This is a genomic window from Kitasatospora sp. CB02891 (genome assembly GCF_002803145.1).
Lineage (GTDB): Bacteria > Actinomycetota > Actinomycetes > Streptomycetales > Streptomycetaceae > Kitasatospora > Kitasatospora griseola.
This window is the reverse complement of the sequence record NZ_NNBO01000006.1, coordinates 41,882-64,308: the sequence shown is the minus strand read 5'-3', so window position 1 is coordinate 64,308 and position 22,427 is coordinate 41,882. Positions and strand designations below refer to the sequence as shown.

21 protein-coding genes are annotated in these 22,427 nt (G+C 72.6%); 16 read left to right on the top strand and 5 right to left on the bottom strand.

Annotation, left to right across the window (positions count from 1 at the left end):
- Positions 1-5: 5 nt before the first annotated feature.
- Complete coding sequence (idi, locus tag CG736_RS15405) at positions 6-611, bottom strand: isopentenyl-diphosphate Delta-isomerase (RefSeq protein WP_043913068.1); 606 nt, start codon at positions 609-611, stop codon at positions 6-8.
- Between the two features lie 417 nt (positions 612-1,028).
- Here idi and CG736_RS15400 point away from each other — a divergent pair, with 417 nt between their 5' ends.
- From CG736_RS15400 to CG736_RS15330, 15 genes are all read left to right on the top strand, one after another.
- Positions 1,029-1,784, top strand: a complete 756-nt coding sequence (locus CG736_RS15400) for a sugar phosphate nucleotidyltransferase (RefSeq protein ID WP_100586796.1) — start codon at positions 1,029-1,031, stop codon at positions 1,782-1,784.
- Positions 1,772-2,833: an iron-containing alcohol dehydrogenase family protein gene (locus CG736_RS15395; protein ID WP_100586795.1), complete on the top strand. Its 1,062-nt coding sequence runs from the start codon at positions 1,772-1,774 to the stop codon at positions 2,831-2,833. The genes CG736_RS15400 and CG736_RS15395 overlap by 13 nt, the downstream gene beginning before the upstream one ends.
- Positions 2,834-2,903: 70 nt before the next feature.
- Entirely contained in the window at positions 2,904-3,641 is a 738-nt protein-coding gene (locus CG736_RS15390; RefSeq protein ID WP_198520513.1) for a CDP-alcohol phosphatidyltransferase family protein, read from the top strand.
- A complete protein-coding gene (locus CG736_RS15385) occupies positions 3,638-4,522 on the top strand; it encodes a glycosyltransferase family 2 protein (RefSeq protein WP_043913064.1) in 885 nt (294 codons plus the stop codon). The genes CG736_RS15390 and CG736_RS15385 overlap by 4 nt, the downstream gene beginning before the upstream one ends.
- Positions 4,523-4,641: 119 nt before the next feature.
- The gene (locus CG736_RS15380; RefSeq protein WP_100586793.1) at positions 4,642-5,583 is read left to right on the top strand and encodes an ABC transporter permease; all 942 of its coding nucleotides are present in this window, start codon (positions 4,642-4,644) and stop codon (positions 5,581-5,583) included.
- Complete coding sequence (locus tag CG736_RS15375; RefSeq protein WP_083462434.1) at positions 5,576-6,388, top strand: ABC transporter ATP-binding protein; 813 nt, start codon at positions 5,576-5,578, stop codon at positions 6,386-6,388. Before CG736_RS15380 ends, CG736_RS15375 begins: the two co-directional genes overlap by 8 nt.
- Before the next feature lie 189 nt (positions 6,389-6,577).
- The gene (hpnC, locus tag CG736_RS15370; protein ID WP_232734012.1) at positions 6,578-7,498 is read left to right on the top strand and encodes a squalene synthase HpnC; all 921 of its coding nucleotides are present in this window, start codon (positions 6,578-6,580) and stop codon (positions 7,496-7,498) included.
- 41 nt (positions 7,499-7,539) lie between these two features.
- Entirely contained in the window at positions 7,540-8,397 is an 858-nt protein-coding gene (hpnD, locus tag CG736_RS15365) for a presqualene diphosphate synthase HpnD (RefSeq protein WP_100586791.1), read from the top strand.
- Positions 8,398-8,491: 94 nt separating this feature from the next.
- The gene (gene hpnE / locus CG736_RS15360; protein WP_100586790.1) at positions 8,492-9,889 is read left to right on the top strand and encodes a hydroxysqualene dehydroxylase HpnE; all 1,398 of its coding nucleotides are present in this window, start codon (positions 8,492-8,494) and stop codon (positions 9,887-9,889) included.
- 86 nt (positions 9,890-9,975) lie between these two features.
- Complete coding sequence (locus CG736_RS15355) at positions 9,976-11,049, top strand: polyprenyl synthetase family protein (RefSeq protein ID WP_100587047.1); 1,074 nt, start codon at positions 9,976-9,978, stop codon at positions 11,047-11,049.
- A 7-nt stretch (positions 11,050-11,056) separates the two neighbouring features.
- Positions 11,057-13,015 carry a squalene--hopene cyclase gene (shc, locus tag CG736_RS15350; protein ID WP_100586789.1) on the top strand — a complete coding sequence of 653 codons (1,959 nt, stop codon included), beginning with the start codon at positions 11,057-11,059 and terminating at the stop codon, positions 13,013-13,015.
- Positions 13,012-13,692 (top strand): 1-hydroxy-2-methyl-2-butenyl 4-diphosphate reductase, encoded by a 681-nt coding sequence (locus tag CG736_RS15345; protein WP_100586788.1) that lies wholly within the window; start codon positions 13,012-13,014, stop codon positions 13,690-13,692. The genes shc and CG736_RS15345 overlap by 4 nt, the downstream gene beginning before the upstream one ends.
- A 3-nt stretch (positions 13,693-13,695) precedes the next feature.
- Positions 13,696-14,721, top strand: a complete 1,026-nt coding sequence (gene hpnH / locus CG736_RS15340) for an adenosyl-hopene transferase HpnH (RefSeq protein WP_100586787.1) — start codon at positions 13,696-13,698, stop codon at positions 14,719-14,721.
- A gap of 126 nt (positions 14,722-14,847) precedes the next feature.
- Positions 14,848-16,797, top strand: a complete 1,950-nt coding sequence (dxs, locus tag CG736_RS15335) for a 1-deoxy-D-xylulose-5-phosphate synthase (RefSeq protein WP_100586786.1) — start codon at positions 14,848-14,850, stop codon at positions 16,795-16,797.
- Positions 16,794-18,185: an aspartate aminotransferase family protein gene (locus tag CG736_RS15330; RefSeq protein ID WP_198520512.1), complete on the top strand. Its 1,392-nt coding sequence runs from the start codon at positions 16,794-16,796 to the stop codon at positions 18,183-18,185. The genes dxs and CG736_RS15330 overlap by 4 nt, the downstream gene beginning before the upstream one ends.
- A 5-nt stretch (positions 18,186-18,190) precedes the next feature.
- On the opposite strand, the gene CG736_RS15325 is transcribed toward CG736_RS15330, so the two are convergent.
- From CG736_RS15325 to fabG, 4 genes are all read right to left on the bottom strand, one after another.
- Complete coding sequence (locus CG736_RS15325) at positions 18,191-18,466, bottom strand: DUF6343 family protein (RefSeq protein WP_100586784.1); 276 nt, start codon at positions 18,464-18,466, stop codon at positions 18,191-18,193.
- Between the two features lie 81 nt (positions 18,467-18,547).
- Positions 18,548-19,558, bottom strand: a complete 1,011-nt coding sequence (locus CG736_RS38945) for a phosphatase PAP2 family protein (protein WP_369880203.1) — start codon at positions 19,556-19,558, stop codon at positions 18,548-18,550.
- A gap of 293 nt (positions 19,559-19,851) precedes the next feature.
- Positions 19,852-20,043 (bottom strand): hypothetical protein, encoded by a 192-nt coding sequence (locus CG736_RS15315; protein WP_043913050.1) that lies wholly within the window; start codon positions 20,041-20,043, stop codon positions 19,852-19,854.
- A gap of 105 nt (positions 20,044-20,148) precedes the next feature.
- Entirely contained in the window at positions 20,149-20,934 is a 786-nt protein-coding gene (gene fabG / locus CG736_RS15310) for a 3-oxoacyl-ACP reductase FabG (RefSeq protein WP_100586783.1), read from the bottom strand.
- A gap of 508 nt (positions 20,935-21,442) precedes the next feature.
- Between fabG and CG736_RS37760 the strand changes: the two genes are divergently transcribed.
- Positions 21,443-22,243 (top strand): MarR family winged helix-turn-helix transcriptional regulator, encoded by an 801-nt coding sequence (locus CG736_RS37760; protein WP_232734011.1) that lies wholly within the window; start codon positions 21,443-21,445, stop codon positions 22,241-22,243.
- Positions 22,244-22,427 lie beyond the last annotated feature (184 nt).

The window sequence follows — 22,427 nt, the reverse complement described above, 5'->3', positions numbered from 1 at the left end:
CGAGGTCACCAGTCGTTGCCGGCGATCTCCCGGATCCCCGGCAGCGCGGCCTCGAAGACCGTCTCGAACCACACCGAGAACGGCTTCTCGGCCCGCAGCGCGCGCAGCTCGGCGGCGGTGACGAACCGGGTGTCCTCGACCTCCTCCGGGGCCGGGTCCGGCTCGGCGGTGATCAGGCCGACGAACAGGTGGTTCCACTCCCGCTCGATCAGCCCGGTGCTCTCGTCCGGCAGGTCGTAGCGGACGGTGCCGGCCTCGCAGAGCAGCGCGGGGGCGGCGCCCAGCTCCTCGGCGGTGCGGCGGGCGGCCGCCACGAACGGCAGCTCGCCGGGGTAGGGGTGGCCGCAGCAGGTGTTCGACCAGACGCCCGGCGAGTGGTACTTGCCGAGCGCCCGGCGCTGCAGCAGCATCCGTCCCTGCCGGTCGAACAGGAACACCGAGAAGGCGCGGTGGAGCCGGCCCGGCTGCTGGTGGGCCCAGTGCTTCTCCCCGGTCCCGATGGTCACGCCGTGGTCGTCGACCAGCTCCAGCAGGATCTCACCGGGTGCGGCCGCGGACGGGACGGCGAGCTCGGGGGAGAGGTCGTCGGTCGGGCTGACAGCAGGACTCATGGGCGCAATGCCCCTTTCGGCACGTGGACCGGGGGCGGCCCCGGGGCCGCCCACCCCGGTCCTGAGGTCGGCTGCGCGCACGTCGGGACCGGACCGGTCCGCCGACGGCGTCGGGGCCCAAGTCTGCCGCATGCCCCGGCGGGCTCGGGGCCGCGACGCACACCGCCGGGGCGGCGGACCGGATGTTCGACGGAACTGTTCGATCCGCGATCATCGGCCGTCGCCGGGCGTTCACGTCGCACCCGTAGTTGATCGGTCGGCCCGCCCGGGGCGCGTTCTGGCAGGTGGTCGGGGTCGCCTACCATCAGTGAGACCGGGCGGTCCGCAAGGCGCGCCCGTACGGCGCGCCGCAGCCGCGGCCGCGTCCCGGCGCCCGACCCGCACCGCGCCGGACCACCCGAGACCCTGGAGTCCCGCATGATCGGCCTCGTCCTGGCCGCCGGCGCAGGCCGCCGGCTTCGTCCGTACACCGACACCCTGCCCAAGGCGCTGGTGCCGGTCGACGGGGAGCGGACGGTGCTCGACCTGACCCTGGGGAACTTCGCCGAGGTCGGCCTGCGGGAGGCCGCGATCGTCGTCGGCTACCGCAAGGAAGCGGTGTACGACCGCAAGCAGGCGCTGGAGCAGAAGTACGGCGTGAAGCTCACCCTGGTCGAGAACGACAAGGCCGAGGAGTGGAACAACGCCTACTCCCTGTGGTGCGCCCGCGACCTGTTCGGCGAGGGCCTGCTGCTGGCCAACGGCGACACCGTCCACCCGGCGTCGGTGCAGCGCACCATGCTGGACGGCAACGACCGGCGGATCAAGGAGGGCAGGGCCCCCGGCATCCTGCTGGCGCTGGACACCGTGAAGAAGCTCGCCGACGAGGAGATGAAGGTCGTCGTCGACCCGGAGCTCGGGGTGCGCCGGATCACCAAGCTGATGGACCCGCTGGACGCCACCGGCGAGTACATCGGCGTCACGGTGATCAACCCGTCCGCCGGCCCGGCGCTGGCCGACGCCCTCAAGGCGGTCTTCGAGCGCGACCCGCAGCTGTACTACGAGGACGGCTACCAGGAGATGGTCGACCGCGGCCTGATCGTGGACGTCCAGCCGATCGGCGAGGTCTCCTGGGTCGAGGTCGACAACCACGACGACCTGGCCAAGGCCCGGGAGATCGCGTGCCGGTACTGACCCGACTGGTGCCCTCGCCGGTGTTCGTCGAGGTGCGGGCCGGCGCGCTGGACGCGCTCGGCGGCATCCTCGCCGACCAGCGGCTGTCCCCGGCGGGCCGGATCGCGGTGGCGATCAGCGGCGGCTCCGGCATGCTGCTGCGCGAGCGCCTGGAGCCGGCGCTGCCGGGCGCGGACTGGTACCGGGTCGACGACGGCACCCTGGACAGCGCGGTCCGACTGACCGACGAGATCCGCCGCGGCCACTACGACGCCCTGGTGGGCCTCGGCGGCGGCAAGATCATCGACGTGGCCAAGTACGCCGCCGCCCGGGTCGGCCTGCCGGTGGTCGCGGTCGCCACCAACCTCGCCCACGACGGGATCTGCTCCCCGGTCTCCACCCTCGACAACGACGCCGGCCGCGGCTCCTACGGGGTGCCCGGGCCGATCGGCATCGTGGTCGACCTGGACGTCATCGCCAAGGCGCCGAAGCGGTTCGTGGCGGCCGGGATCGGCGACGCCGTCTCCAACATCTCGGCCTGCGCGGACTGGGAGCTCTCGCACACCGTCACCGGCGAGCCGGTCGACGGCCTGGCGGTGGCGATGGCCCGGGCGGCCGGCGAGAACCTGCTGCGGCACCCGGGCACCCTGGAGGACCCGGACCTGCTGACCACGCTCGCGGAAGCCCTGGTACTGTCCGGCATCGCGATGAACATCGCGGGCAGCACCCGGCCCAGCTCGGGCGCCTGCCACGAGATCTCGCACGCCCTGGACGTGCTGTACCCCAAGCGGTCCGCCCAGCATGGCGAGCAGGTCGGCCTCGGCGCGGCCTTCGCCTGCTTCCTGCGGGGCGAGCGGGACCTGTCCGGACTGATCGTGGAACGCCTGCGCTTCCACGGCCTGCCGGTGACGGCCGATCAGATCGGCTTCACCGAGGCGGAGTTCACCGAAGCGGTGCACTACGCTCCGAACACCAGACCGGGGCGCTTCACCATCCTCGAACACCTCGACCTCTCCGCCACAGACATCAGGGACGCGTACGCCGACTATGTCCAAGCCGTCAACAGCTGAACGCCCGCCGGTTGACCTCACCCGCCGCCCGTCGATCGAGGAGCTCCGGGCGGTCATCCACCCGGAGGGCATGCTCCAGCGACGCAGCGCCGAGCACTGGGCCGGCCGCCTCTACATGCGGAAGATCTCGCTGCGGATCACCCGCATCCTGTCGACCGTGACCGTGATCACGCCCAACGGCCTGACCTACCTGATGATGCTCACCGGGATCCTGGCGGGCATCGCCCTGGTGGTCCCGGGCCTCACCGGCGCGATCCTCGGAGCCCTGCTGATCCAGGTCTACCTGCTGCTGGACTGCGTGGACGGCGAGGTCGCCCGCTGGCGCCGGCAGACCTCGCTCACCGGCGTCTACCTGGACCGGGTCGGCCACTACATGTCCGAGGCGGCGCTGCTCACCGGTCTCGGCCTGCGGGCCACCGACCTGCTGCACCGCGAGGGCTCGCACTCCGCCTGGCAGTGGGCGTTCCTCGGCACGCTGGCCGCGCTCGGCGCGATCCTGATCAAGTCCGAGACCGACCTGGTCGACGTCGCCCGGGCCCGCTCCGGGCTGACCGCCGTCCTGGACGAGGCCTCGGTGCCGCGGTCGAACGCGGTCGCCAAGGCCCGCCGGGCCGCCTCGCTGCTGAAGTTCCACCGCCTGGTCGGCGCCGTCGAGGCCTCGCTGTTCATCCTGGCCGCCGGCATCGCCGACGCGGTCCGCGGCGACCTGTTCTTCACCCGCCTCGCCGTGGTGGTGCTGGCCGCCATCGCGATGCTGCAGACCGTCCTGCACCTGCTGTCCATCGTGCTCTCCAGCAGGCTGCGATGAGCGACGACTTCCGCCTCGGCGCGGTCATCATCACGATGGGCAACCGGCCCGCCGAGCTGAACGCGCTGATCGAGTCGGTGCGGGCCCAGCAGGGCCCGCCGGTCGAGCTCGCCGTGGTCGGCAACGGCGCCCCGCTGCCGCCGCTGCCGGCGGGCGTGCGCACCGCCGAACTGCCCGAGAACCTGGGCATCCCCGGCGGCCGCAACGTCGGCATCGAGCTGTTCGGCCCGGACGGCCGGGACGTCGACGCGGTGCTGTTCCTGGACGACGACGGCCTGCTGCCGAACACCGACTCCGCCGAGCTGCTCCGGCAGGCGTTCACCGCCGACCCGTCGCTGGGCATCGTCTCGTTCCGGATCGCCGACCCGGAGACCGGCACCACGCAGCGCCGGCACGTGCCCCGGCTGCGGGCCAGCGACCCGATGCACGGCTCCCGGGTCACCACCTTCCTGGGCGGCGCCAGCGCGGTGCGCAGCGCGGTCTTCCCGCAGGCCGGGCAGCTGCCCGCGGAGTTCTTCTACGCGCACGAGGAGACCGACCTGGCCTGGCGGGCGCTGGACGCCGGCTGGTCGATCGACTACCGCCCGGACGTGGTGCTGTACCACCCGGCGACCTCCCCGGCCCGGCACGCGGCGTACTTCCACAACATCGCCCGCAACCGGGTGTGGCTGGCCCGACGGAACCTTCCGGCCCCTCTGGTGCCTCTCTACCTGGGAACCTGGTTCCTGCTGACGGTCGCCCGCCGCCCCTCCGGGTCGGCGCTGAAGGCGTGGCTCGGCGGGTTCCGGGCAGGCTGGAGCGAGTCCTGCGGCCCGCGCCGGCCGATGAAGTGGTCCACCGTCTGGCGCTTGACCAGGCTCGGCAGACCGCCAATCATCTGATCGCAACCGGTCGGCGTTTCCCCACGCCGGCCGCGCGCAAACCCGAGCTCCTCGTGGTACGCCCCGGTTCCGCGTCCCGTCCTCCCGGGCGCGGGATTTCGACCCCCTGAAGGACGAATGTGTCGACACTGAGTGACCCGGTCAACCTCTCCGCACCGAGGGGCGCCGACGCGGCTCTGACCCCGAAGCAACTGGCGGACAAGTACGGGCTGTCCGTCAGCGGCAAGCGGCCGAGTCTGCCGAAGTACATCCGCCAGCTGTGGGCCCGGCGCGCCTTCATCAGCGCGTTCGCGACCGCCCGCCTGGTCGCGCAGTACACCACCGCGAAGCTCGGCCAGCTCTGGCAGGTGCTCACCCCGCTGCTCAACTGCGCGGTGTTCTACCTGGTCTTCGGTGTGATCATGCAGAGCCGGGACTCGGTCCCGGTGTACATCGCCTGGCTGTGCGTCGGCGTCTTCGTCTTCCAGTTCTCGCAGAGCGCGATCCAGGCCGGCACCCGGTCGATCTCCGACAACCTCGGTCTGATCCGGGCGCTGCACTTCCCGCGCGCCGCGCTGCCGATCGCCTTCACCGTGATCCAGCTCCAGCAGCTGCTGATCTCGATGGTGGTGCTGGTCGCCATCGTGCTGCTGAACCACGTCACGCCCACCATGACCTGGCTGCTGATCGTCCCGGCGCTGCTGCTGCAGTCGCTGTTCAACACCGGCCTGGCCATGGTGATGGCCCGGGTCGGCGCCAAGACCTCGGACATCTCGCAGCTGATGCCGTTCCTGCTGCGCACCTGGATGTACGTCTCCGGCGTGATGTACAGCGTCTCCGGCTACATCAAGAACTGGCCGGAGATCTGGCAGACGGTCTACTCCTGGAACCCGGCGACGGTCTACATGGACCTGATGCGCTACGCGTTCATGCCGGACAGCTTCGACCCGGCGGTCTACGGGAGCAAGGCGCTGGTCCTTCCCCACCACATCTGGATCATGGCCGGCACCTGGGCGGTCGTCGCCTTCGTCATCGGCTTCGTGTTCTTCTGGAAGTCCGAGGAGGAGTACGGCCGTGGCTGACGCAGCGATCGACACCCTGAAGGAGACCACCGCGGTGGACAACCAGGCCCGGGTCCCCACCGTGGTGGCGGACGACGTGCACATCATCTACAAGGTGCACGGCGCGGGCGCCGGCAAGGGCAGTGCCACCTCGGCGCTGAGCCGGATGATCACCCGCAAGAAGTCGCCCGCGATCCGCGAGGTGCACGCGGTGCGCGGCATCAGCTTCACCGCGTACAAGGGCGAGGCGGTCGGTCTGATCGGCTCCAACGGCTCCGGCAAGTCGACCATGCTGGCGGCCATCGCCGGCCTGCTGCCGACCGCCAAGGGCGCCATCTACACCAACGGCCAGCCCTCGCTGCTGGGCGTGAACGCGGCGCTGATGAACGACCTGACCGGCGAGCGCAACGTGGTGCTGGGCTGCCTGGCGATGGGGATGTCCCCGGCCCAGGTGCGCGAGCGCTACCAGAGCATCGTCGACTTCTCGGGCATCAACGAGAAGGGCGACTTCATCTCGCTGCCGATGCGCACGTACTCCTCCGGCATGGGCGCCCGCCTGCGGTTCTCCATCGCGGCGGCGAAGACCCACGACGTGCTGCTGATCGACGAGGCCCTCGCCACCGGCGACCAGGGCTTCCAGCAGCGCTCCAAGGCCCGGATCAACGAGCTGCGCAAGGAGGCCGGCACGGTCTTCCTGGTCAGCCACGACAACAACGCGATCCGCGAGACCTGCGAGCGCACCATCTGGATCGAGCACGGCGAGCTGATCATGGACGGGCACACCGACGAGGTGGTCCGGCGGTACGAGAAGGGCGAGCGCCCCTGACCGGGGCGCGGCCGACGGTCGCAGGGCCGGTGCACGGGGAACCTCCCCGGCACCGGCCCTGTGCCGTGCGGCGGGTGAAGGCGTGGCGACGGAAGCGTGTCCGAGGCGCGATGGCGGCCGGGACCGGTGTAGAACGGGGGAGTGACGGCAGTGTCGGCTTCAACCAAATCCGATAACCAGACAGCGGCGGTGACGCTGGACAAGGCAGACCTGGAGAACTTCCCGGTCGCCCCCGCCTTCCTGCCCGCAGCCTGGCGCGGCGACCTGATGGCGGTCTACGGCTTCGCCCGGCTGATCGACGACGCCGGCGACGGCGACCTCGCCGACCCCGCCTCCGTCGCCCAACTGCTGGACGTCCCCGGCGCCCCCGAGGACGAGGGCTTCCGGCTCGCCCTGCTGGACGGCCTGGAGCAGGACCTCGACCGGGCCTTCGCCACCGCCCTCGGCGACGACCGGGCCCAGGGCGGCACCGTGCTCGGCACCGCCGCCGGCGAGCCCCGGCACCCGCTGGTCCGCCGCCTGGTCCCGCTGATCGAACGGCACGCCGTCACCCCGGAGCCGTTCCGCCGCCTGATCGAGGCCAACCGGGTCGACCAGGCCGTCACCCGCTACCCGACCTGGGACGACCTGCGGCACTACTGCACGCTGTCCGCCGACCCGGTCGGCCGCCTGGTGCTCGCCCTGGCCGGCCGCGCCACCCCCGCACGCATCGGGATGTCCGACGACATCTGCACCGCGCTGCAGATCGTCGAACACCTGCAGGACGTCGCCGAGGACCTCGACCGCGGCCGGATCTACCTCCCGCAGGAGGACCTCGCCACCTTCGGCGTCACCGAACAGGACCTCGTCGCCCCCGCCGCCTCGCGCGAGGTGCGGCAGCTGATCGCCTGGGAGGCGAGCCGGGCCCGGACCCTGCTCGATCGCGGCGCGCCGCTGGTAGGTACGGTTCACGGGAGGCTTCGACTGCTGCTGGCGGGATTCACCGCCGGCGGGTACGCGGCCCTGGACGCCATCGCGGCGGCCGGGTACGACGTGCTCGCGCACCGGGCGAAGCCGGACAAGCGCCGCCTGGCCGGCCGGGCGGCGGCACTTTTCGCGAAGGGAAGGTGAGCGCCCGCGTGGGGGCATCACCACTGGCGTCCGCGCCGGTCATGGCGGCCTACCGGTACTGCGAGGCGGTCACCGCCCTGCAGGCCCGCAACTTCAGCTACGGCATCCGGCTGCTGCCCGAGGCCAAGCGGCTGGCGATGTCCGCGCTGTACGCGCTGGCCCGCCGGGTCGACGACATCGGCGACGGCGAACTGCCCGCCGAGCAGAAGACCGAGGCGCTGGCCCGCACCCGGGCGCTGCTGGACGAGATCCGGGAGGGCGTGGTCGGCGAGGAGGACACCGACCCGATCAAGGTCGCGCTGGCCGACGCCGCCCGCCGCTTCCCGATCCCGCTCGGCGGCTTCGACGAGCTGATCGACGGCGTCGAGATGGACCTCAAGGGCGTCGAGTACCGGACCTTCGACGAGCTGAAGGTGTACTGCCGCTGCGTGGCCGGCTCGATCGGCCGGCTCTCGCTCGGCGTGTACGGCTGCGAGGACTGGGAGCGCGGCGCCGAGTACGCCGACACCCTGGGCCTGGCCCTGCAGCTCACCAACATCCTGCGGGACCTGCGCGAGGACGCCCTGAACGGCCGCACCTACCTGCCCGCCGAGGACCTCGCCCGGTTCGGCTGCCAGCAGGGCTTCGCCCTCCCGCAGCTCCCGGTCGGCGCCGACTTCACGGGCCTGGTCGCCTTCGAGGCCGAGCGCGCCCAGCAGGCCTTCACCGAGGGCCTGCAACTGCTGCCGATGCTCGACCGCCGCAGCCGCGCCGCCACCGCCGCGATGGCCGGCATCTACCATCGCCTGCTCGGCCGGATCGCCGCCGACCCGCACTCGGTGCTCCGCGGCCGGGTCTCGCTGCCCGGCTGGGAGAAGGCGTACGTGGCACTGTCCGGGCTCGCCGGAGGGCGTTCTTGATTCTCACGCCAGTTATGTCACGCTGTGTCAACAGGGAATCGCGACGCGTGCGCACGTTGTTGTGCCCTCAGTCCACTGCTGCCGGGGAGGACCGATGAGCACGCCGACGCCGCAGCGGCAGCGCACCGCCGTGGTGATCGGCGGCGGCCTGGCCGGCATCACCGCCGCGCTCCGCCTCGCCGACGCCGGCGTGCGCACCACCCTGGTCGAGGCCCGCCCGCGGCTCGGCGGCCTGGCCTTCTCCTTCAAGCGCGGCGACCTGACGGTCGACAACGGCCAGCACGTGTACCTGCGCTGCTGCACCGCCTACCGCGGCCTGATCGACCGGCTCGGCGCGCACGCCCTCACCGACCTGCAGGACCGGCTCGACGTCCCGGTGCTCGGCCTGGCCGCCGACGGCACCCGCAGCCTCGGCCGGCTCCGCCGCGCCGCGCTGCCCGTCCCGCTGCACCTGGCCGGCAGCCTCGCCACCTACCGTCACCTGGGCCCGGCCGACCGGCTGCGGGTGGTGCGCGGCGCGCTCGCCCTCAAGGGCCTGGACCTGGACGACCCGGCGCTCGACGAGATCTCCTTCGGCGAGTGGCTGCGCCGCCACGGCCAGACCCCGGCCACCATCGAGGCGGTCTGGGACCTGGTGGGCGTCGCCACCCTGAACGCCACCGCCGACCGCACCTCGATGGCGCTGGCCGCGAAGGTCTTCCAGACCGGCCTGCTGTCCGACCCGGGCGCCGCCGACATCGGTGTCGCCCGCGTCCCGCTCGGCGAGATCCACCACGACCGGGCCCGCGCCGAACTCGAACGCGCGGGTGTCCGGGTGCTGCTGCGGGCCAAGGCCGCCGAGCTGAAGGCCGCCGAGCCCCACGCCGTCCGGCTGGAGAGCGGCGAGCTGCTCACCGCCGACACCGTGGTGCTGGCCGGCGCGCAGGACACCGCGGCGGCGCTGCTGCCGGCCGGCGCGATCCCCGGGCAGCAGCGGCTCGCCGAGTTCGGCACCGCGCCGATCCTCAACGTGCACGTGATCTACGACCGGCCGCTGATCCGCCGCCCGTTCTTCGCCGCGATCGGCTCCCCGGTGCAGTTCGTCTTCGACCGCACCGGGCACTCCGGCCTGGCCGTCCCCGGCGCCCAGTACCTGGCGGTGTCGCAGTCCGCCGCCGAGGACGAGATCGACCTGCCGGTCGCCGAGCTGCGCGAGCGCTACCTGCCGGAGCTGGCCCGGCTGCTGCCCGCCGCCCGCGACGCGCGGGTGCTGGACTTCTTCGTCACCCGGGAGCGGACCGCCACCTTCGACCCGGCGCCCGGCACCGCCCGGCTGCGCCCCGGCGCACGCACCGAGGTGCCCGGGATCCTGCTGGCCGGCTCCTGGACGGCCACCGGCTGGCCCGCGACCATGGAGGGCGCGGTGCGCAGCGGCCACGCCGCGGCCGACGCCGCGCTGGCCGGCTCCGGCCGGCTCCCGGTCGATCGAGCGGACGGGCGGTGGCCCCGATGACGGCGACCCGGCAGCCCCCTGCCATCGACATCGCACCCGGCCTGCCGCCGTTGGCGGCCGGCCAGACGTACCGAGAGGGAACGCACGTGGAGGCACGCACCGGCTCGACGGTCAGGGACACCCCGACGGTCCTGGACCTGCTGGCGCGCGGGCGCACGCTCTGCACGCCGCCGATGCGCGAGGCCGTCGCCACGCTGGCGGCGCCGATGGACACCGTCGCGGCGTACCACTTCGGCTGGATCGACCGCGACGGCCGGCCCGCCGCGGGCGACGGCGGCAAGGCGGTGCGCCCCGCGCTGGCCCTGCTGTCGGCCGAGGCGGTGGGCGCGGACGCGCAGGTGGGCGTACCGGGCGGCGTGTCGGTCGAACTGGTCCACAATTTCTCCCTTCTCCATGATGATCTGATGGACGGTGACGAGACGCGTCGGCACCGGGCCACCGCCTGGACGGTGTTCGGCCCGGCGCAGGCCGTGCTGGTCGGCGACGCGCTGGCCACCCTCGGCACCGAGGTCCTGCTGGACGCCGCGGTGACCGGCGGGGCCACCCCGACCGATGCCGCCCGCGCCGTCCGTCTGATCACCACCGCGACCCGGCGGCTGATCGACGGTCAGGCGCTGGACGTCTCGTTCGAACAGCGTGACGTGGTGACGGTCGAGGAGTGCCTGACCATGGAGGGCGGCAAGACCGGCGCCCTGCTGGCGGCCTCCGCGGCGATCGGCGCGGTACTGGCCGGCGCCGACGACCGGATCTCCGACGCGCTCCAGCGGTACGGCTACCACCTGGGGCTGGCGTTCCAGGCGGTGGACGACCTGCTGGGCATCTGGGGCGCCACCGAGGTGACGGGCAAGCCGCACTGGAGCGACCTCCAGTCGCGCAAGAAGTCGCTGCCGGTGTGCGCCGCGCTGGCCGAGGGTGGCGCCGCCTCCCGCGAGCTGGCCGCACAGCTGGCCGACCCGACCGGCCGCGGCGAGGAGAGCGAGCAGCAGCTCGCCGCCCGCGCCGCGCTGATCGAGCAGGCCGGCGGCCGGGCCTGGACGCAGGAAGAGGCCCGCCGCCAGTACGACACCGCCCTCGCCGCGCTCGGCGAGGTGCCCATGGCCGACGAGGTGCGCGAGCACTTCGTCGCACTCGCCGAATTCGTGGTGGTCAGAGAGAGGTGACGTAAGAGTGACAGCAACCGCGGGTGGAAGGCTCGGACCCCAAACCTCAGTTGCAGTAACACGATCTGACGATTCCTCACCCGCGGCGGCGCTCAGCCGGGCCACCGCACACCTGCTGTCACTCCAGCACGCCGACGGCTGGTGGAAGGGCGACCTGGAGACCAACGTCACCATGGACGCCGAAGACCTGCTGCTCCGCCAGTTCCTCGGCATCCGCACCGAGGAGCAGACCCGGGCCACCGCGGCCTGGATCCGCTCCCGGCAGCGGGAGGACGGCACCTGGGCCACCTTCCACGGCGGCCCGCCCGAACTGTCCACCACCGTCGAGGCGTACGTCGCCCTCCGGCTCGCCGGGGACGCCCCGGACGCCGCACACATGCGGGCCGCCGCCGCCTTCGTCCGGGAGAGCGGGGGCATCGCCGCCACCCGGGTCTTCACCCGGATCTGGCTCGCCCTGTTCGGCTGGTGGCCCTGGGAGAAACTCCCCGAACTGCCCCCCGAAGTGCTGTTCCTGCCCAGCTGGGCGCCGCTGAACATCTACTCCTTCGGCCAGTGGGCCCGACAGACCATCGTCCCGCTGACCGTGGTCTCCGCCCACCGCCCGGTCCGCCCGGCCCCGTTCGACCTCGCCGAACTGCACACCGACCCGGCGAACCCGTACCCGAGGCGGCCGCTCGCCCCCGCACACAGCTGGGACGGCCTCTTCCAGCGCCTCGACCAGCTGATGCACCGCTACCACCGGCACGCCATCCGGCCGGTGCGCCGCCTCGCGCTGCGGCAGGCCGCCGCTTGGATCGTCGAACGGCAGGAGGCCGACGGCTGCTGGGGCGGCATCCAGCCGCCCGCCGTGTACTCGCTGATCGCCCTGCGGCTGCTCGGCTACCGACTCGACCACCCCGTGATGAAGGCCGGACTGGCCGCCTTCGACGGCTTCACCGTGCACACCGAGGACGGCAAGCGCTGGATGGAGGCCTGCCAGTCCCCGGTCTGGGACACCTGCCTGGCCACCGTGGCGCTGCGCGACGCCGGACTGCCCGGCGACCACCCCGCCCTGGTGCGGGCCGGCGACTGGATGCTCGGCGAGGAGGTCACCACCCGCGGCGACTGGGCCGTCAAGCGCCCCCGGCTCGCCCCCGGCGGCTGGGCGTTCGAATTCCAGAACGACACCTACCCGGACGTCGACGACACCGCCGAAGTGGTGCTCGCGCTGCGCCGGATCGACCACCCCGACCGGGCCCGGCTGCTCGGCGCCGTGGAACGCGCCGTCGGCTGGAGCCTCGGCATGCAGTCCAAGGACGGCGCATGGGGCGCCTTCGACGCCGACAACACCAGCAGGCTCCCCAACAAGCTGCCGTTCTGCGACTTCGGCGAGGTCATCGACCCGCCCTCGGCCGACGTCACCGCGCACATGGTGGAGATGCTCGCCGAGACCGGCCGCACCCGGGACCCCCGCACCCGGCGCGGCGTCGCCTGGCTGCTGGAGCACCAGGAGGCCGACGGCTCCTGGTTCGGCCGGTGGGGCACCAACTACATCTACGGCACCGGCTCCGTGGTGCCCGCCCTGATCGCCGCCGGGATCGCCCCCGGCCACCCCTCGGTCCGCCGCGCCGTCCGCTGGCTGACGGCCCGCCAGAACACCGACGGCGGCTGGGGCGAGGACATGCGCTCCTACGAGGACCCGGCCACCTGGGCCGGCCGCGGCGACTCCACCGCTTCGCAGACCGCCTGGGCCCTGATGGCGCTGCTCGCCGCCGGCGAACGCGACACCGAGCCGGTCGAACGCGGCGTCGCCTGGCTGACCCGCACCCAGCGCCCCGACGGCAGCTGGGACGAGCCGCAGTTCACCGGCACCGGGTTCCCCTGGGACTTCTCCATCAACTACCACCTGTACCGCCTGGTCTTCCCGGTCACCGCCCTCGGGCGGTACCAGCACGACGCGCCGCTCGGCCGGGGCGGCGAGCGATGACCGAGCCCCTGCTGGTGCTCTGCGCGCTCGCCCCCGAGGCCTGGGCGCTGCGCGGCGGCGACTGGTCCGGCGCGGCCGGCGGACCCCCGGTGCTGGCCCGCACCGGCATGGGCCGCCGGACGGCCGGGCGCCGGGCCGCCGCCCTGCTGGACGTCGGCGGCTACGGGGCGCTGCTGATCGCCGGGTTCGGCGCCGCGGTCGGCCCCGGGGTGCGCCCCGGCGAGGTGATCGTCGCCGACCGGGTCACCGACGCCGAGGGCCGCACCCACCCGCTGACCGCCGCGCCCGCGCTGGCCACCGCCGTGGAGGAGGCCGGGCTCCGCGCCCACCTGGGCACCCTCCGCACCGCCGACCACGTGGTGCGCGGCGCCGAACGGTCCCGGCTGCACGCCGAGGGCGCGCTGGCCGTCGACATGGAGGCCGCCGCCGTGCTCGCCGCCCGCGCCGAGCACGCCCCCGACCTGCCCGCCGCCGTGCTGCGGGTGGTGGTCGACACCCCCGAGCGGGAGCTCATCCGCCCCGGCACCCTGCCCGCCGGGTTCCGCGCCTGGCGGGCGCTGCGCGCCGCCGTCCCCGCCCTCACCGCGTGGCACCGGCAGCTGAACGCCGCCCCCCGTCCGCCGACGACCCCCCAGCCCTCGACACAGCCCTCGACGCTCCCTCAGGAGGCGAGCTAAGCCATGGCCATGCCGCTGCGTCAGACCCTCCGCGTGTCCACCTACCTCATGCAGCAGAAGCTGAAGCGCCGGGACAAGTTCCCGCTGATCGTCGAGCTGGAGCCGCTGTTCGCCTGCAACCTCAAGTGCGAGGGCTGCGGCAAGATCCAGCACCCGGCCGGGGTGCTCAAGCAGCGGATGCCGGTCGCGCAGGCGGTCGGCGCGGTCCTGGAGTGCGGCGCCCCGATGGTCTCCATCGCGGGCGGCGAGCCGCTGATGCACCCGCAGATCGACGAGATCGTCCGGCAGCTGGTGGCCCGCCGCAAGTACGTCTTCCTGTGCACCAACGCGCTGCTGCTGCGCAAGAAGCTCGACCTGTTCACCCCGTCCCCGTACTTCACCTTCGCCGTGCACATCGACGGCCTGCAGGAGCGCCACGACGAGTCGGTGGCCAAGGAGGGCACCTTCGCGGAGGCCGTCGAGGCGATCAAGGAGGCCAAGCGGCGGGGCTTCCGGGTCACCACCAACTCGACGTTCTTCAACACCGACACCCCGCAGACCGTGGTCGAGGTGCTGGACTTCCTGAACGACGAACTCAAGGTCGACGAGATGATGATCTCCCCGGCCTACGCGTACGAGAAGGCCCCCGACCAGGAGCACTTCCTCGGCGTCGAACAGACCCGCGAACTGTTCCGCAAGGCCTTCTCCGGCGGCAACCGCCGCCGCTGGCGGCTCAACCACAGCCCGCTGTTCCTGGACTTCCTCGAAGGCAAGGTCGACTTCGAGTGCACCGCCTGGGGCATCCCCAACTACTCGCTGTTCGGCTGGCAGCGCCCCTGCTACCTGATGGCCGACGGCTACGTCCCCACCTACCGGGAACTCATCGAGAAGACCGACTGGGACAAGTACGGCCGCGGCCGCGACCCCCGCTGCGACAACTGCATGGCCCACTGCGGGTACGAGCCCACTGCGGTGCTCGCCACCATGGGCTCGCTCAAGGAGTCGATCCGCGCCGCCCGGGAGACCCTCGCCGCCCCCAAGGCCGTCTGAGCGGCCGTCACCGGCCGCCCGCGCCACGACGGCGCGGGCGGCCCACGCCGACAGGCGACCGCGACCGCAGGGCCGCAGGCTGGACACCGACCGTCCACCCACCCGAACAGCCGTGAGGGGTACGCCATGCCACTGCTGAGCCGGATCACCGGGCCCGCCGACCTCCGCCGACTGCACCCCGAACAGCTCCCGCCGCTCGCCGCCGAGATCCGCGCGTTCCTGATCGACAACGTCACCCGCACCGGCGGCCACCTCGGGCCCAACCTCGGCGTGGTCGAACTCAGCATCGCCCTGCACCGCGTCTTCGACTCCCCGCACGACCGCATCCTGTGGGACACCGGCCACCAGGCCTACGTCCACAAACTGCTCACCGGTCGGCAGGACTTCAGCCGGCTGCGCGCCAAGGACGGACTGTCCGGCTACCCCTCGCGCGCCGAGTCCCCGCACGACCTGATCGAGAACTCGCACGCCTCCACCGCCCTCGGCCACGCCGACGGCATCGCCAAGGCCGACCAGCTGCTCGGCGTCGACCGCTGCACCGTCGCCGTGATCGGTGACGGCGCGCTCACCGGCGGCATGGCCTGGGAGGCCCTCAACAACATCGCCGAGGCCGAGGACCGCCCGCTGGTCATCGTCGTCAACGACAACGAACGCTCCTACGCGCCCACCATCGGCGGCCTCGCCCACCACCTCGCCACCCTGCGCACCACCAAGGGCTACGAGCGCTTCCTCGCCTGGGGCAAGGACGCCCTGCAGCGCACCCCCGTGGTCGGGCCGCCGCTGTTCGACGCGCTGCACGGCGCCAAGAAGGGCTTCAAGGACGCCTTCGCCCCGCAGGGCATGTTCGAGGACCTCGGCCTGAAGTACCTCGGCCCGATCGACGGCCACGACATCGCCGGCGTCGAACAGGCGCTGCGCCGGGCCCGCAACTTCGGCGGCCCCGTCATCGTGCACTGCCTCACCGTCAAGGGCCGCGGCTACCGGCCCGCCGAGCAGGACGAGGCCGACCGGTTCCACGCCGTGAACCCGATCGACCCGTACACCTGCCTGCCGATCTCGCCGTCCGCCGGCGCCTCCTGGACGTCCGTGTTCGGCAAGGAGATGCTCACGCTCGGCGCCGAACGCCCCGAGCTGGTCGCCGTCACCGCCGCCATGCTGCACCCCGTCGGACTCGGGCCGTTCGCCAAGGCCTACCCCGGGCGGACCTTCGACGTCGGCATCGCCGAGCAGCACGCCGTCGCCTCCGCCGCGGGCCTGGCCACCGGCGGGCTGCACCCCGTGGTCGCGGTGTACGCGACCTTCCTGAACCGGGCGTTCGACCAGGTCCTGATGGACGTCGCGCTGCACCGGCTCGGCGTCACCTTCGTGCTCGACCGGGCCGGCGTCACCGGCAACGACGGGGCCTCGCACAACGGCATGTGGGACCTGTCGGTGCTGCAGGTCGTCCCCGGGCTGCGGATCGCCGCGCCGCGCGACGCCGCCCGGCTGCGCGAACAGCTGCGCCAGGCCGTCGCGGTCGAGGACGCGCCCACCGTGGTGCGCTTCCCCAAGGGCGAGCTCGGCCCCGAGGCGCCCGCGATCGAACGGATCGGCGGCGTCGACGTGCTCGCCCGCACCGGCCCCGCCCCGGACGTGCTGCTGGTCGCCGTCGGCCCGATGGCCGCCGCCTGCCTGGACGCGGCCGCGCTGCTCGCCGCCGACGGCATCACCGCCACCGTCGTCGACCCGTGCTGGGTCAAGCCCGTCGACCCCGCCCTGGTCGAGCTGGCCGGCGCGCACCGGATGGTGGTCACCGTCGAGGACAACGGCCGCACCGGCGGCGTCGGCGCCGCCCTCGCCCAGGCCATGCGGGACGCCGACATCGACACCCCGCTGCGCGACCTCGGCATCCCGCAGGAGTTCCTGGCGCACGCCTCGCGCGGTGAGATCCTGGAGGAGATCGGACTCACCGGCACCGGCGTCGCCGCCCAGACCGCCGCCCACGCCCGCCGCCTGCTGCCCGGGACCGGAACCCGCCCCGGCGCCCAGGAGTACCGGCCCGGGATGCCGCTGACCGATTGGAGCGAACCCGCGTGACCCAGGCCGAACCGCTCGACCTCGCCGCCCTGCTCGCCGCCCGGGGCGGCGAACGCTACGAGCTGCACGCCCGCTTCCTCAACCCGCAACTGCCGCGGATGCTGCACACCATCGGCTTCGACCGGTCCTACGAACGCGCGCAGGGCGCGTACTTCTACGACGCCGAGGGCAACGAGTACCTCGACATGCTGGCCGGGTTCGGCGTCTTCGCGCTCGGCCGCCACCACCCCGCCGTCCGGGCCACCGTGCAGCAGGCGATGGACCTGGAGACCGCCGACCTCACCCGCTTCGACTGCTCCCCGCTGCCCGGCCTGCTCGCCGAACAGCTGCTCGCCCTGGCGCCCGGCCTGGACCGGGTGTTCTTCGGCAACAGCGGCACCGAGGCGGTCGAGACGGCGCTCAAGTTCGCCCGGTACGCCACCGGGAAGCGCCGCGTCCTGTACTGCGACCACGCCTTCCACGGCCTCACCACCGGCTCGCTCTCCGTCAACGGCGAGAGCGGCTTCCGCAAGGGCTTCGACCCGCTGCTGCCGGACACCGCCGTCCCGCTCGGCGACCTGGGCGCGCTGAAGCGGGAGCTGAAGAAGGGCGACGTCGCCGCGCTGATCGTGGAGCCGATCCAGGGCAAGGGCGTGCTCGCCCCGCCGCCCGGCTGGCTGGCCGCCGCCCAGCAGCTGCTGCACGAGCACAAGGCGCTGCTGATCTGCGACGAGGTGCAGACCGGCGTCGGCCGCACCGGCGCCTTCTTCGCCTTCCAGGCCGAGGAGGGCGTGCAGCCCGACCTGGTGTGCGCGGCCAAGGCGCTGTCCGGCGGCTACGTCCCGATCGGGGCCACCCTCGGCAAGTCGTGGATCTTCGAGAAGGTGTACTCCTCGATGGACCGGGTGCTGGTGCACTCCGCCAGCTTCGGCTCGAACGCCCAGGCGATGGCCGCCGGCCTGGCCACCCTGCACGTGATGCGGCAGGAGCAGGTGGTGGAGAACGCCGCCCGCATCGGCGAGCTGCTGCGCTCCCGGCTCGCCGCGCTGGTCGACCGGTACGAACTGCTCGCCGAGGTGCGCGGCCGCGGGCTGATGATCGGCATCGAGTTCGGCCGGCCCAGGTCGCTCAAGCTGCGCACCGGCTGGACGGCGCTGCAGGCCGCCCGCAAGGGACTGTTCGCGCAGATGGTGGTGGTCCCGCTGCTGCAGCGCCACCGGATCCTCACCCAGGTCTCCGGCGACCACCTGGAAGTGATCAAGCTGATCCCGCCGCTGATCATCACCGAGAAGGAGGTCGACCGCTTCCTGGACGCCTTCACCGAGGTGATGGACGACGCCCACCGCGGCAGCGGCCTGATGTGGGACTTCGGCCGCACCCTGGTCAAGCAGGCCGTCGGCCCGCGGTGAACGCGCTACAGCTCGGTGCGGCGGCGGCGCACCACGACCCACAGGTCCGCCGCCGCCACCAGCGTCAGCACCCCGCAGGCCACCGCGAAGACGATCAGCGTCCCGCTGCTGGGCGCGCCGTGCGGCGACGCGAAGCCCGCCCAGACCGCGAACCCGGCGGTGCACAGCGCGAAGAACGGCAGGAACAGCACCGACAGCAGGAAACGCAGCTTCAGATCGGTGCGCGCGGTGGCCGGCTCCGTCCCGCTCCGCCAGACCTTCGGAGTCTTCGCGCGCCGCATACGCCACCGCCTCCCTCGTACCCTTCCAGCGTAGGACTGTCGGGTGCGGGGAGGCGGAGTGATGGAAGACCGGCTGGACGACTACCTGGGGCTGCCGGTGGAGCGCGCCCGGGCGCTGGCCGCCGAGCGCGGCTGGCGCACGGTGCGGGCGGTGGAGCCGGAGGCGCTGCTCACCATGGAGTACCGGTCCGAGCGGCTCAACCTGACGGTGCGCGCCGGGGTGGTGGAACGGGCCTGGGCGGGCTGAGGGCGCACCGGCAGCGGGCGGCCCGGCCAGTGCGCGGTGGCCGGCTTCGGCCGGGGCACCGGGGCGGGCCGGGCGAACCTGCCCTCGCGGTGCCAGACCGCCAGCACCCGCTCGTCCAGCGCGGCGACGGCCGGCTCGGCCAGCGGCAGCGACAGCAGCACCAAGGCGCCCGCCGCCCAGCCGGCGAACACGTCGGATATCCAGTGGGTGCCCAGGTAGACGGTGGTCAGGCCGATCGAGGCCGCGGTGAGCGCGGCCAGCACCGTGCCGGTCCGCCGCCAGCGCACCGCGAGGTAGGCCAGCACGCCCCAGGTGACCACGGCGTTGGCGGTGTGCCCGGACGGGAAGATGGTGCCGCCGGAGAACAGCTCGGGCGAGCCCACGTAGTGCGCGTAGTGCGGACCCAACCGACCGGTCAGGATCTTCACCCCGCCCACCGTGACGTTCAACAGCAGTAGCGCCATGCCCATCACCAGCAGCGGCCGCGACGAGTGGGTGCGGTAGCAGCGCCAGCCCAGCCACAGGCAGGCCGCGATCGCGGTCGGACCGCGCTGCCCGGCGATCACCCAGATGTCGAGGTACGGCAGGGCCTGCGGCCACTGCTTGTACGGGCGCAGCTGCTGCAGCGCCCAGTCCAGGTCGACCAGCGGTGAGTCCAGCATGATGGCCAGCACCACCGCCAGGTAGAGCACGGCCGTGATGCCGAAGAGCAGAGCGTGCCGCCGACTGATCGAGGAGAGTGCGGATTCGGTCGTCGTGGTGACGGAATCGCGCTCGGACTGGATCGGAACCGTGCGCGGTGCGGTCGATATCCGCGGCACGGGGGATTCGGGCTTGGCTGGCACGCCTTCGACATTACCGGCTGGCCCGGAGCGTCCCGGGCTATTCGGACGATCTGTCACCCGCCGGTGATCGGTTGTCCGCACTTTCCCCATACGGGCAGTTCAGCGGGCACAGGGTGGGGCGGGAAAGCGGAGGGGAGTGGGCGAAATCACCCTCCCGAACGCTTCCGGGCACCGTTTTCCCGGGTTTCTCCAATTGCCGGGCGGGTGGTGCGGGAACGAAAGAGGCGGTCGATTTCCCGTGACGCAGGTCACTTCCGGGAAATCGACCGCCGGGTCGGACGGCGCGGTGCGGTTCAGGGCAGCACCTTCTCGACGGCTGCCGCGCCGTGCTCCTCCAGGTCCTTCTTCGCCTGCGCGAGCCGCTTCTCCGTGACGTCGCGCCCCGTGGCCTGCACCAGGTCGATGGGGTCCACCGGGTTCTCCGCCCCGGTGTGCAGTCGGCTGTCCGGAGTCGGCTTGGAGTCGCTGTCCGTGGAATCGGTCATCAAGATCCTCCATGGGTACGCCCGCCGCCGGGGGACGGCGGCGGGAGGTCTGCACGTCGAGTCTGGACCCGCGCCGTGGGCGGCGCACCACGAACCCGTCGGCGACTAGTCGAGCGGGCCGCCCGCGACGTAGACGACCTGGCCGGAGACGAAGCCGGCGCCCTCGGAGGCGAGGAAGGAGATGGTGTGGGCGATGTCGTCCGGCGTGCCGACCCGCTGCACCGGGATCGCCGAGGCGGCGGCCTGCTTGAACGCCTCGAACTCCATGCCGACCCGGGCCGCAGTGGCCGCGGTCATGTCGGTGGCGATGAAGCCGGGGGCGACCGCGTTGGCGGTGATGCCGAACTTGCCGAGCTCGATGGCCAGGGTCTTGGTGAAGCCCTGCAGGCCGGCCTTGGCCGCCGAGTAGTTGGCCTGGCCGCGGTTGCCCTGCGCGGAGGAGGAGGAGAGGTTGACGATCCGCCCGAAGCCGGCGGCCACCATGTGCTTCTGCACCGCGCGGGTCATCAGGAAGGCGCCCTTGAGGTGCACGTTCATGACGGTGTCCCAGTCGGACTCGGACATCTTGAAGAGCAGGTTGTCGCGGAGCACGCCCGCGTTGTTCACCAGCACCACGGGGGTGCCCAGCTCGGCGGCGATCCGGTCCACCGCGGCCTGCACCTGCTCGGCGTTCGAGACGTCGGCGCCGACGGCCAGCGCGCGGCCGCCCGCGGCGACGATCGCCTCGGCGGTGCCCTTCGCGGTGGACTCCTCCAGGTCGACCACCGCGACCGCGTAACCGTCGGCCGCCAGCCGGAGCGCGGTGGCGGCGCCGATCCCACGGGCCGCACCCGTCACCACGGCCACCCGCACCGGAGCGTCGGTGGTCACGGACGTGCTCTGCTCGGTCATCTTCGTACTCGTCTCTCTCGAAATCGGACGACGGGACCGGCCCGGGCCGGCGACCCGCGGATGAGAAATGAATGAGGTGCGCAGCGCGCAGCGCGGCAACCCTACCGGCGAGTAGAAATTCCGGCCAGAGGCAGCGCCGCAGGTGACAGAGGGTGAGGGCGTTCGGCGGCCGAGCGGGTGAACCAGGTTGGTCGTGGTCCCGACATACGGGGGAAATATGCCAACTTTGCCGAACCTGCGACTACTCTGCGCCCCTACCTGCCGGTCCAGGCCGACCGTTTGTATAGTGTGCGCCAGCAGCCACCGGCTGCACGGCCGGCGCGTCCTTACTCACAGCGGGATGCTCACTCGCCGTTACTGCCCCGCTCGGGTGTCCCACACACATCCCGAGCGTGACACCGGGACGGATTTCATGGTGCTGGGGGAGATCCCGACAACCCGTGTGCCCGGCCGACTGCAGCAGTCGCCCGGCCACCTCATTCGAGTGGCCCAGCAGGTGCACACCCGCTTGTGGTCCGAATACGTCGGTACCGAGCTGACAGCTCCGCAGTTCGCGGTGCTGCTGGTACTGGCACTGGAGCCCGGAGCCGACCAGCGCACGGTCGGCGAACGGGCCTCGCTCGACAAGGCGACGATGGCCGAAATGGTCGCCCGACTGGTCCGGCGGGGCCTGGTGCTCCGCCGCCGCGACCCCGCCGACGGTCGGCGCAAGCTGCTGGCGCTCTCGCAGAGCGGCGCCCAGGCGGTGCGCGAGGCGACCGGCGGCGTGGTCCGGGTCCAGCGGACCCTGTTCGAGCCGCTCAGTCCGGACGAACAGCTGGAACTCGTCCGGACCATGGCACGGATCGCCCGGCTGGAGCCGGCGGCCGTCGCCGTGATGGCCGACGCCCGGCCCACGCTGGACGCCCAGCGGGCCATCGGCTACCTGATCCGGGTCGCCCAGCAGGTGCACACCAAGCTCTGGTCGGAGAAGGTCGGCACCGAACTGACGGCCCCTCAGTACGCCGTGCTGGACGCGCTGGAGACCGAACCGGGCGCCGACCAGCGCACGGTCGGCGAGCTCGCGTCGCTCGACAAGGCGACGATGGCCGAGATGGTCAGCCGGCTGGTGCGACGCGGCCTGGTGCTGCGCCGCCGCGACCCCTCGGACGGGCGCCGCAACCTGCTCTCGCTCTCCCCGACCGGCCAGGAGCTGCTGCACCGCTCCACCGCCGGGGTCCGTGAGGTCCAGGAAGCGCTGCTCGCTTCGTTGGAGCCGCACGAGCACGCGCCGGCGCTGGCGCTGCTCGCGAAGGCGGCTCGGCTGTAACGATTCTGCAAAGCGTCGTCCAATTTTTTGGGCGGCGATCGCGCTCCGACGGGCACGCGGCACCGCTCGGGACGCTCCGGAAGGGGCCGACGCCACGTCAGGTGTCGGCCCCTTCCGGGTTGGTCCGGTCGTCACGCTCCGTGCTGATGGGGCGTCAGTCAAAACTGATGCGACGTCAGTTCGA

Bases quoted from the DNA above. Each gene is read 5' to 3' on its own strand.
- CG736_RS15400 (WP_100586796.1), top strand. From the start codon at position 1,029: ATGATCGGCCTCGTCCTGGCCGCCGGCGCAGGCCGCCGGCTTCGTCCG.
- CG736_RS15390 (WP_198520513.1), top strand. From the start codon at position 2,904: ATGCTCCAGCGACGCAGCGCCGAGCACTGGGCCGGCCGCCTCTACATG.
- hpnD (WP_100586791.1), top strand. From the start codon at position 7,540: ATGGCGGCCTACCGGTACTGCGAGGCGGTCACCGCCCTGCAGGCCCGC.
- CG736_RS15385 (WP_043913064.1), top strand. From the start codon at position 3,638: ATGAGCGACGACTTCCGCCTCGGCGCGGTCATCATCACGATGGGCAAC.
- hpnH (WP_100586787.1), top strand. From the start codon at position 13,696: ATGGCCATGCCGCTGCGTCAGACCCTCCGCGTGTCCACCTACCTCATG.
- dxs (WP_100586786.1), top strand. From the start codon at position 14,848: ATGCCACTGCTGAGCCGGATCACCGGGCCCGCCGACCTCCGCCGACTG.
- CG736_RS15315 (WP_043913050.1), bottom strand. From the start codon at position 20,043: ATGACCGATTCCACGGACAGCGACTCCAAGCCGACTCCGGACAGCCGA.
- CG736_RS15325 (WP_100586784.1), bottom strand. From the start codon at position 18,466: ATGCGGCGCGCGAAGACTCCGAAGGTCTGGCGGAGCGGGACGGAGCCG.
- CG736_RS15345 (WP_100586788.1), top strand. From the start codon at position 13,012: ATGACCGAGCCCCTGCTGGTGCTCTGCGCGCTCGCCCCCGAGGCCTGG.
- idi (WP_043913068.1), bottom strand. From the start codon at position 611: ATGAGTCCTGCTGTCAGCCCGACCGACGACCTCTCCCCCGAGCTCGCC.
- hpnE (WP_100586790.1), top strand. From the start codon at position 8,492: ATGAGCACGCCGACGCCGCAGCGGCAGCGCACCGCCGTGGTGATCGGC.
- fabG (WP_100586783.1), bottom strand. From the start codon at position 20,934: ATGACCGAGCAGAGCACGTCCGTGACCACCGACGCTCCGGTGCGGGTG.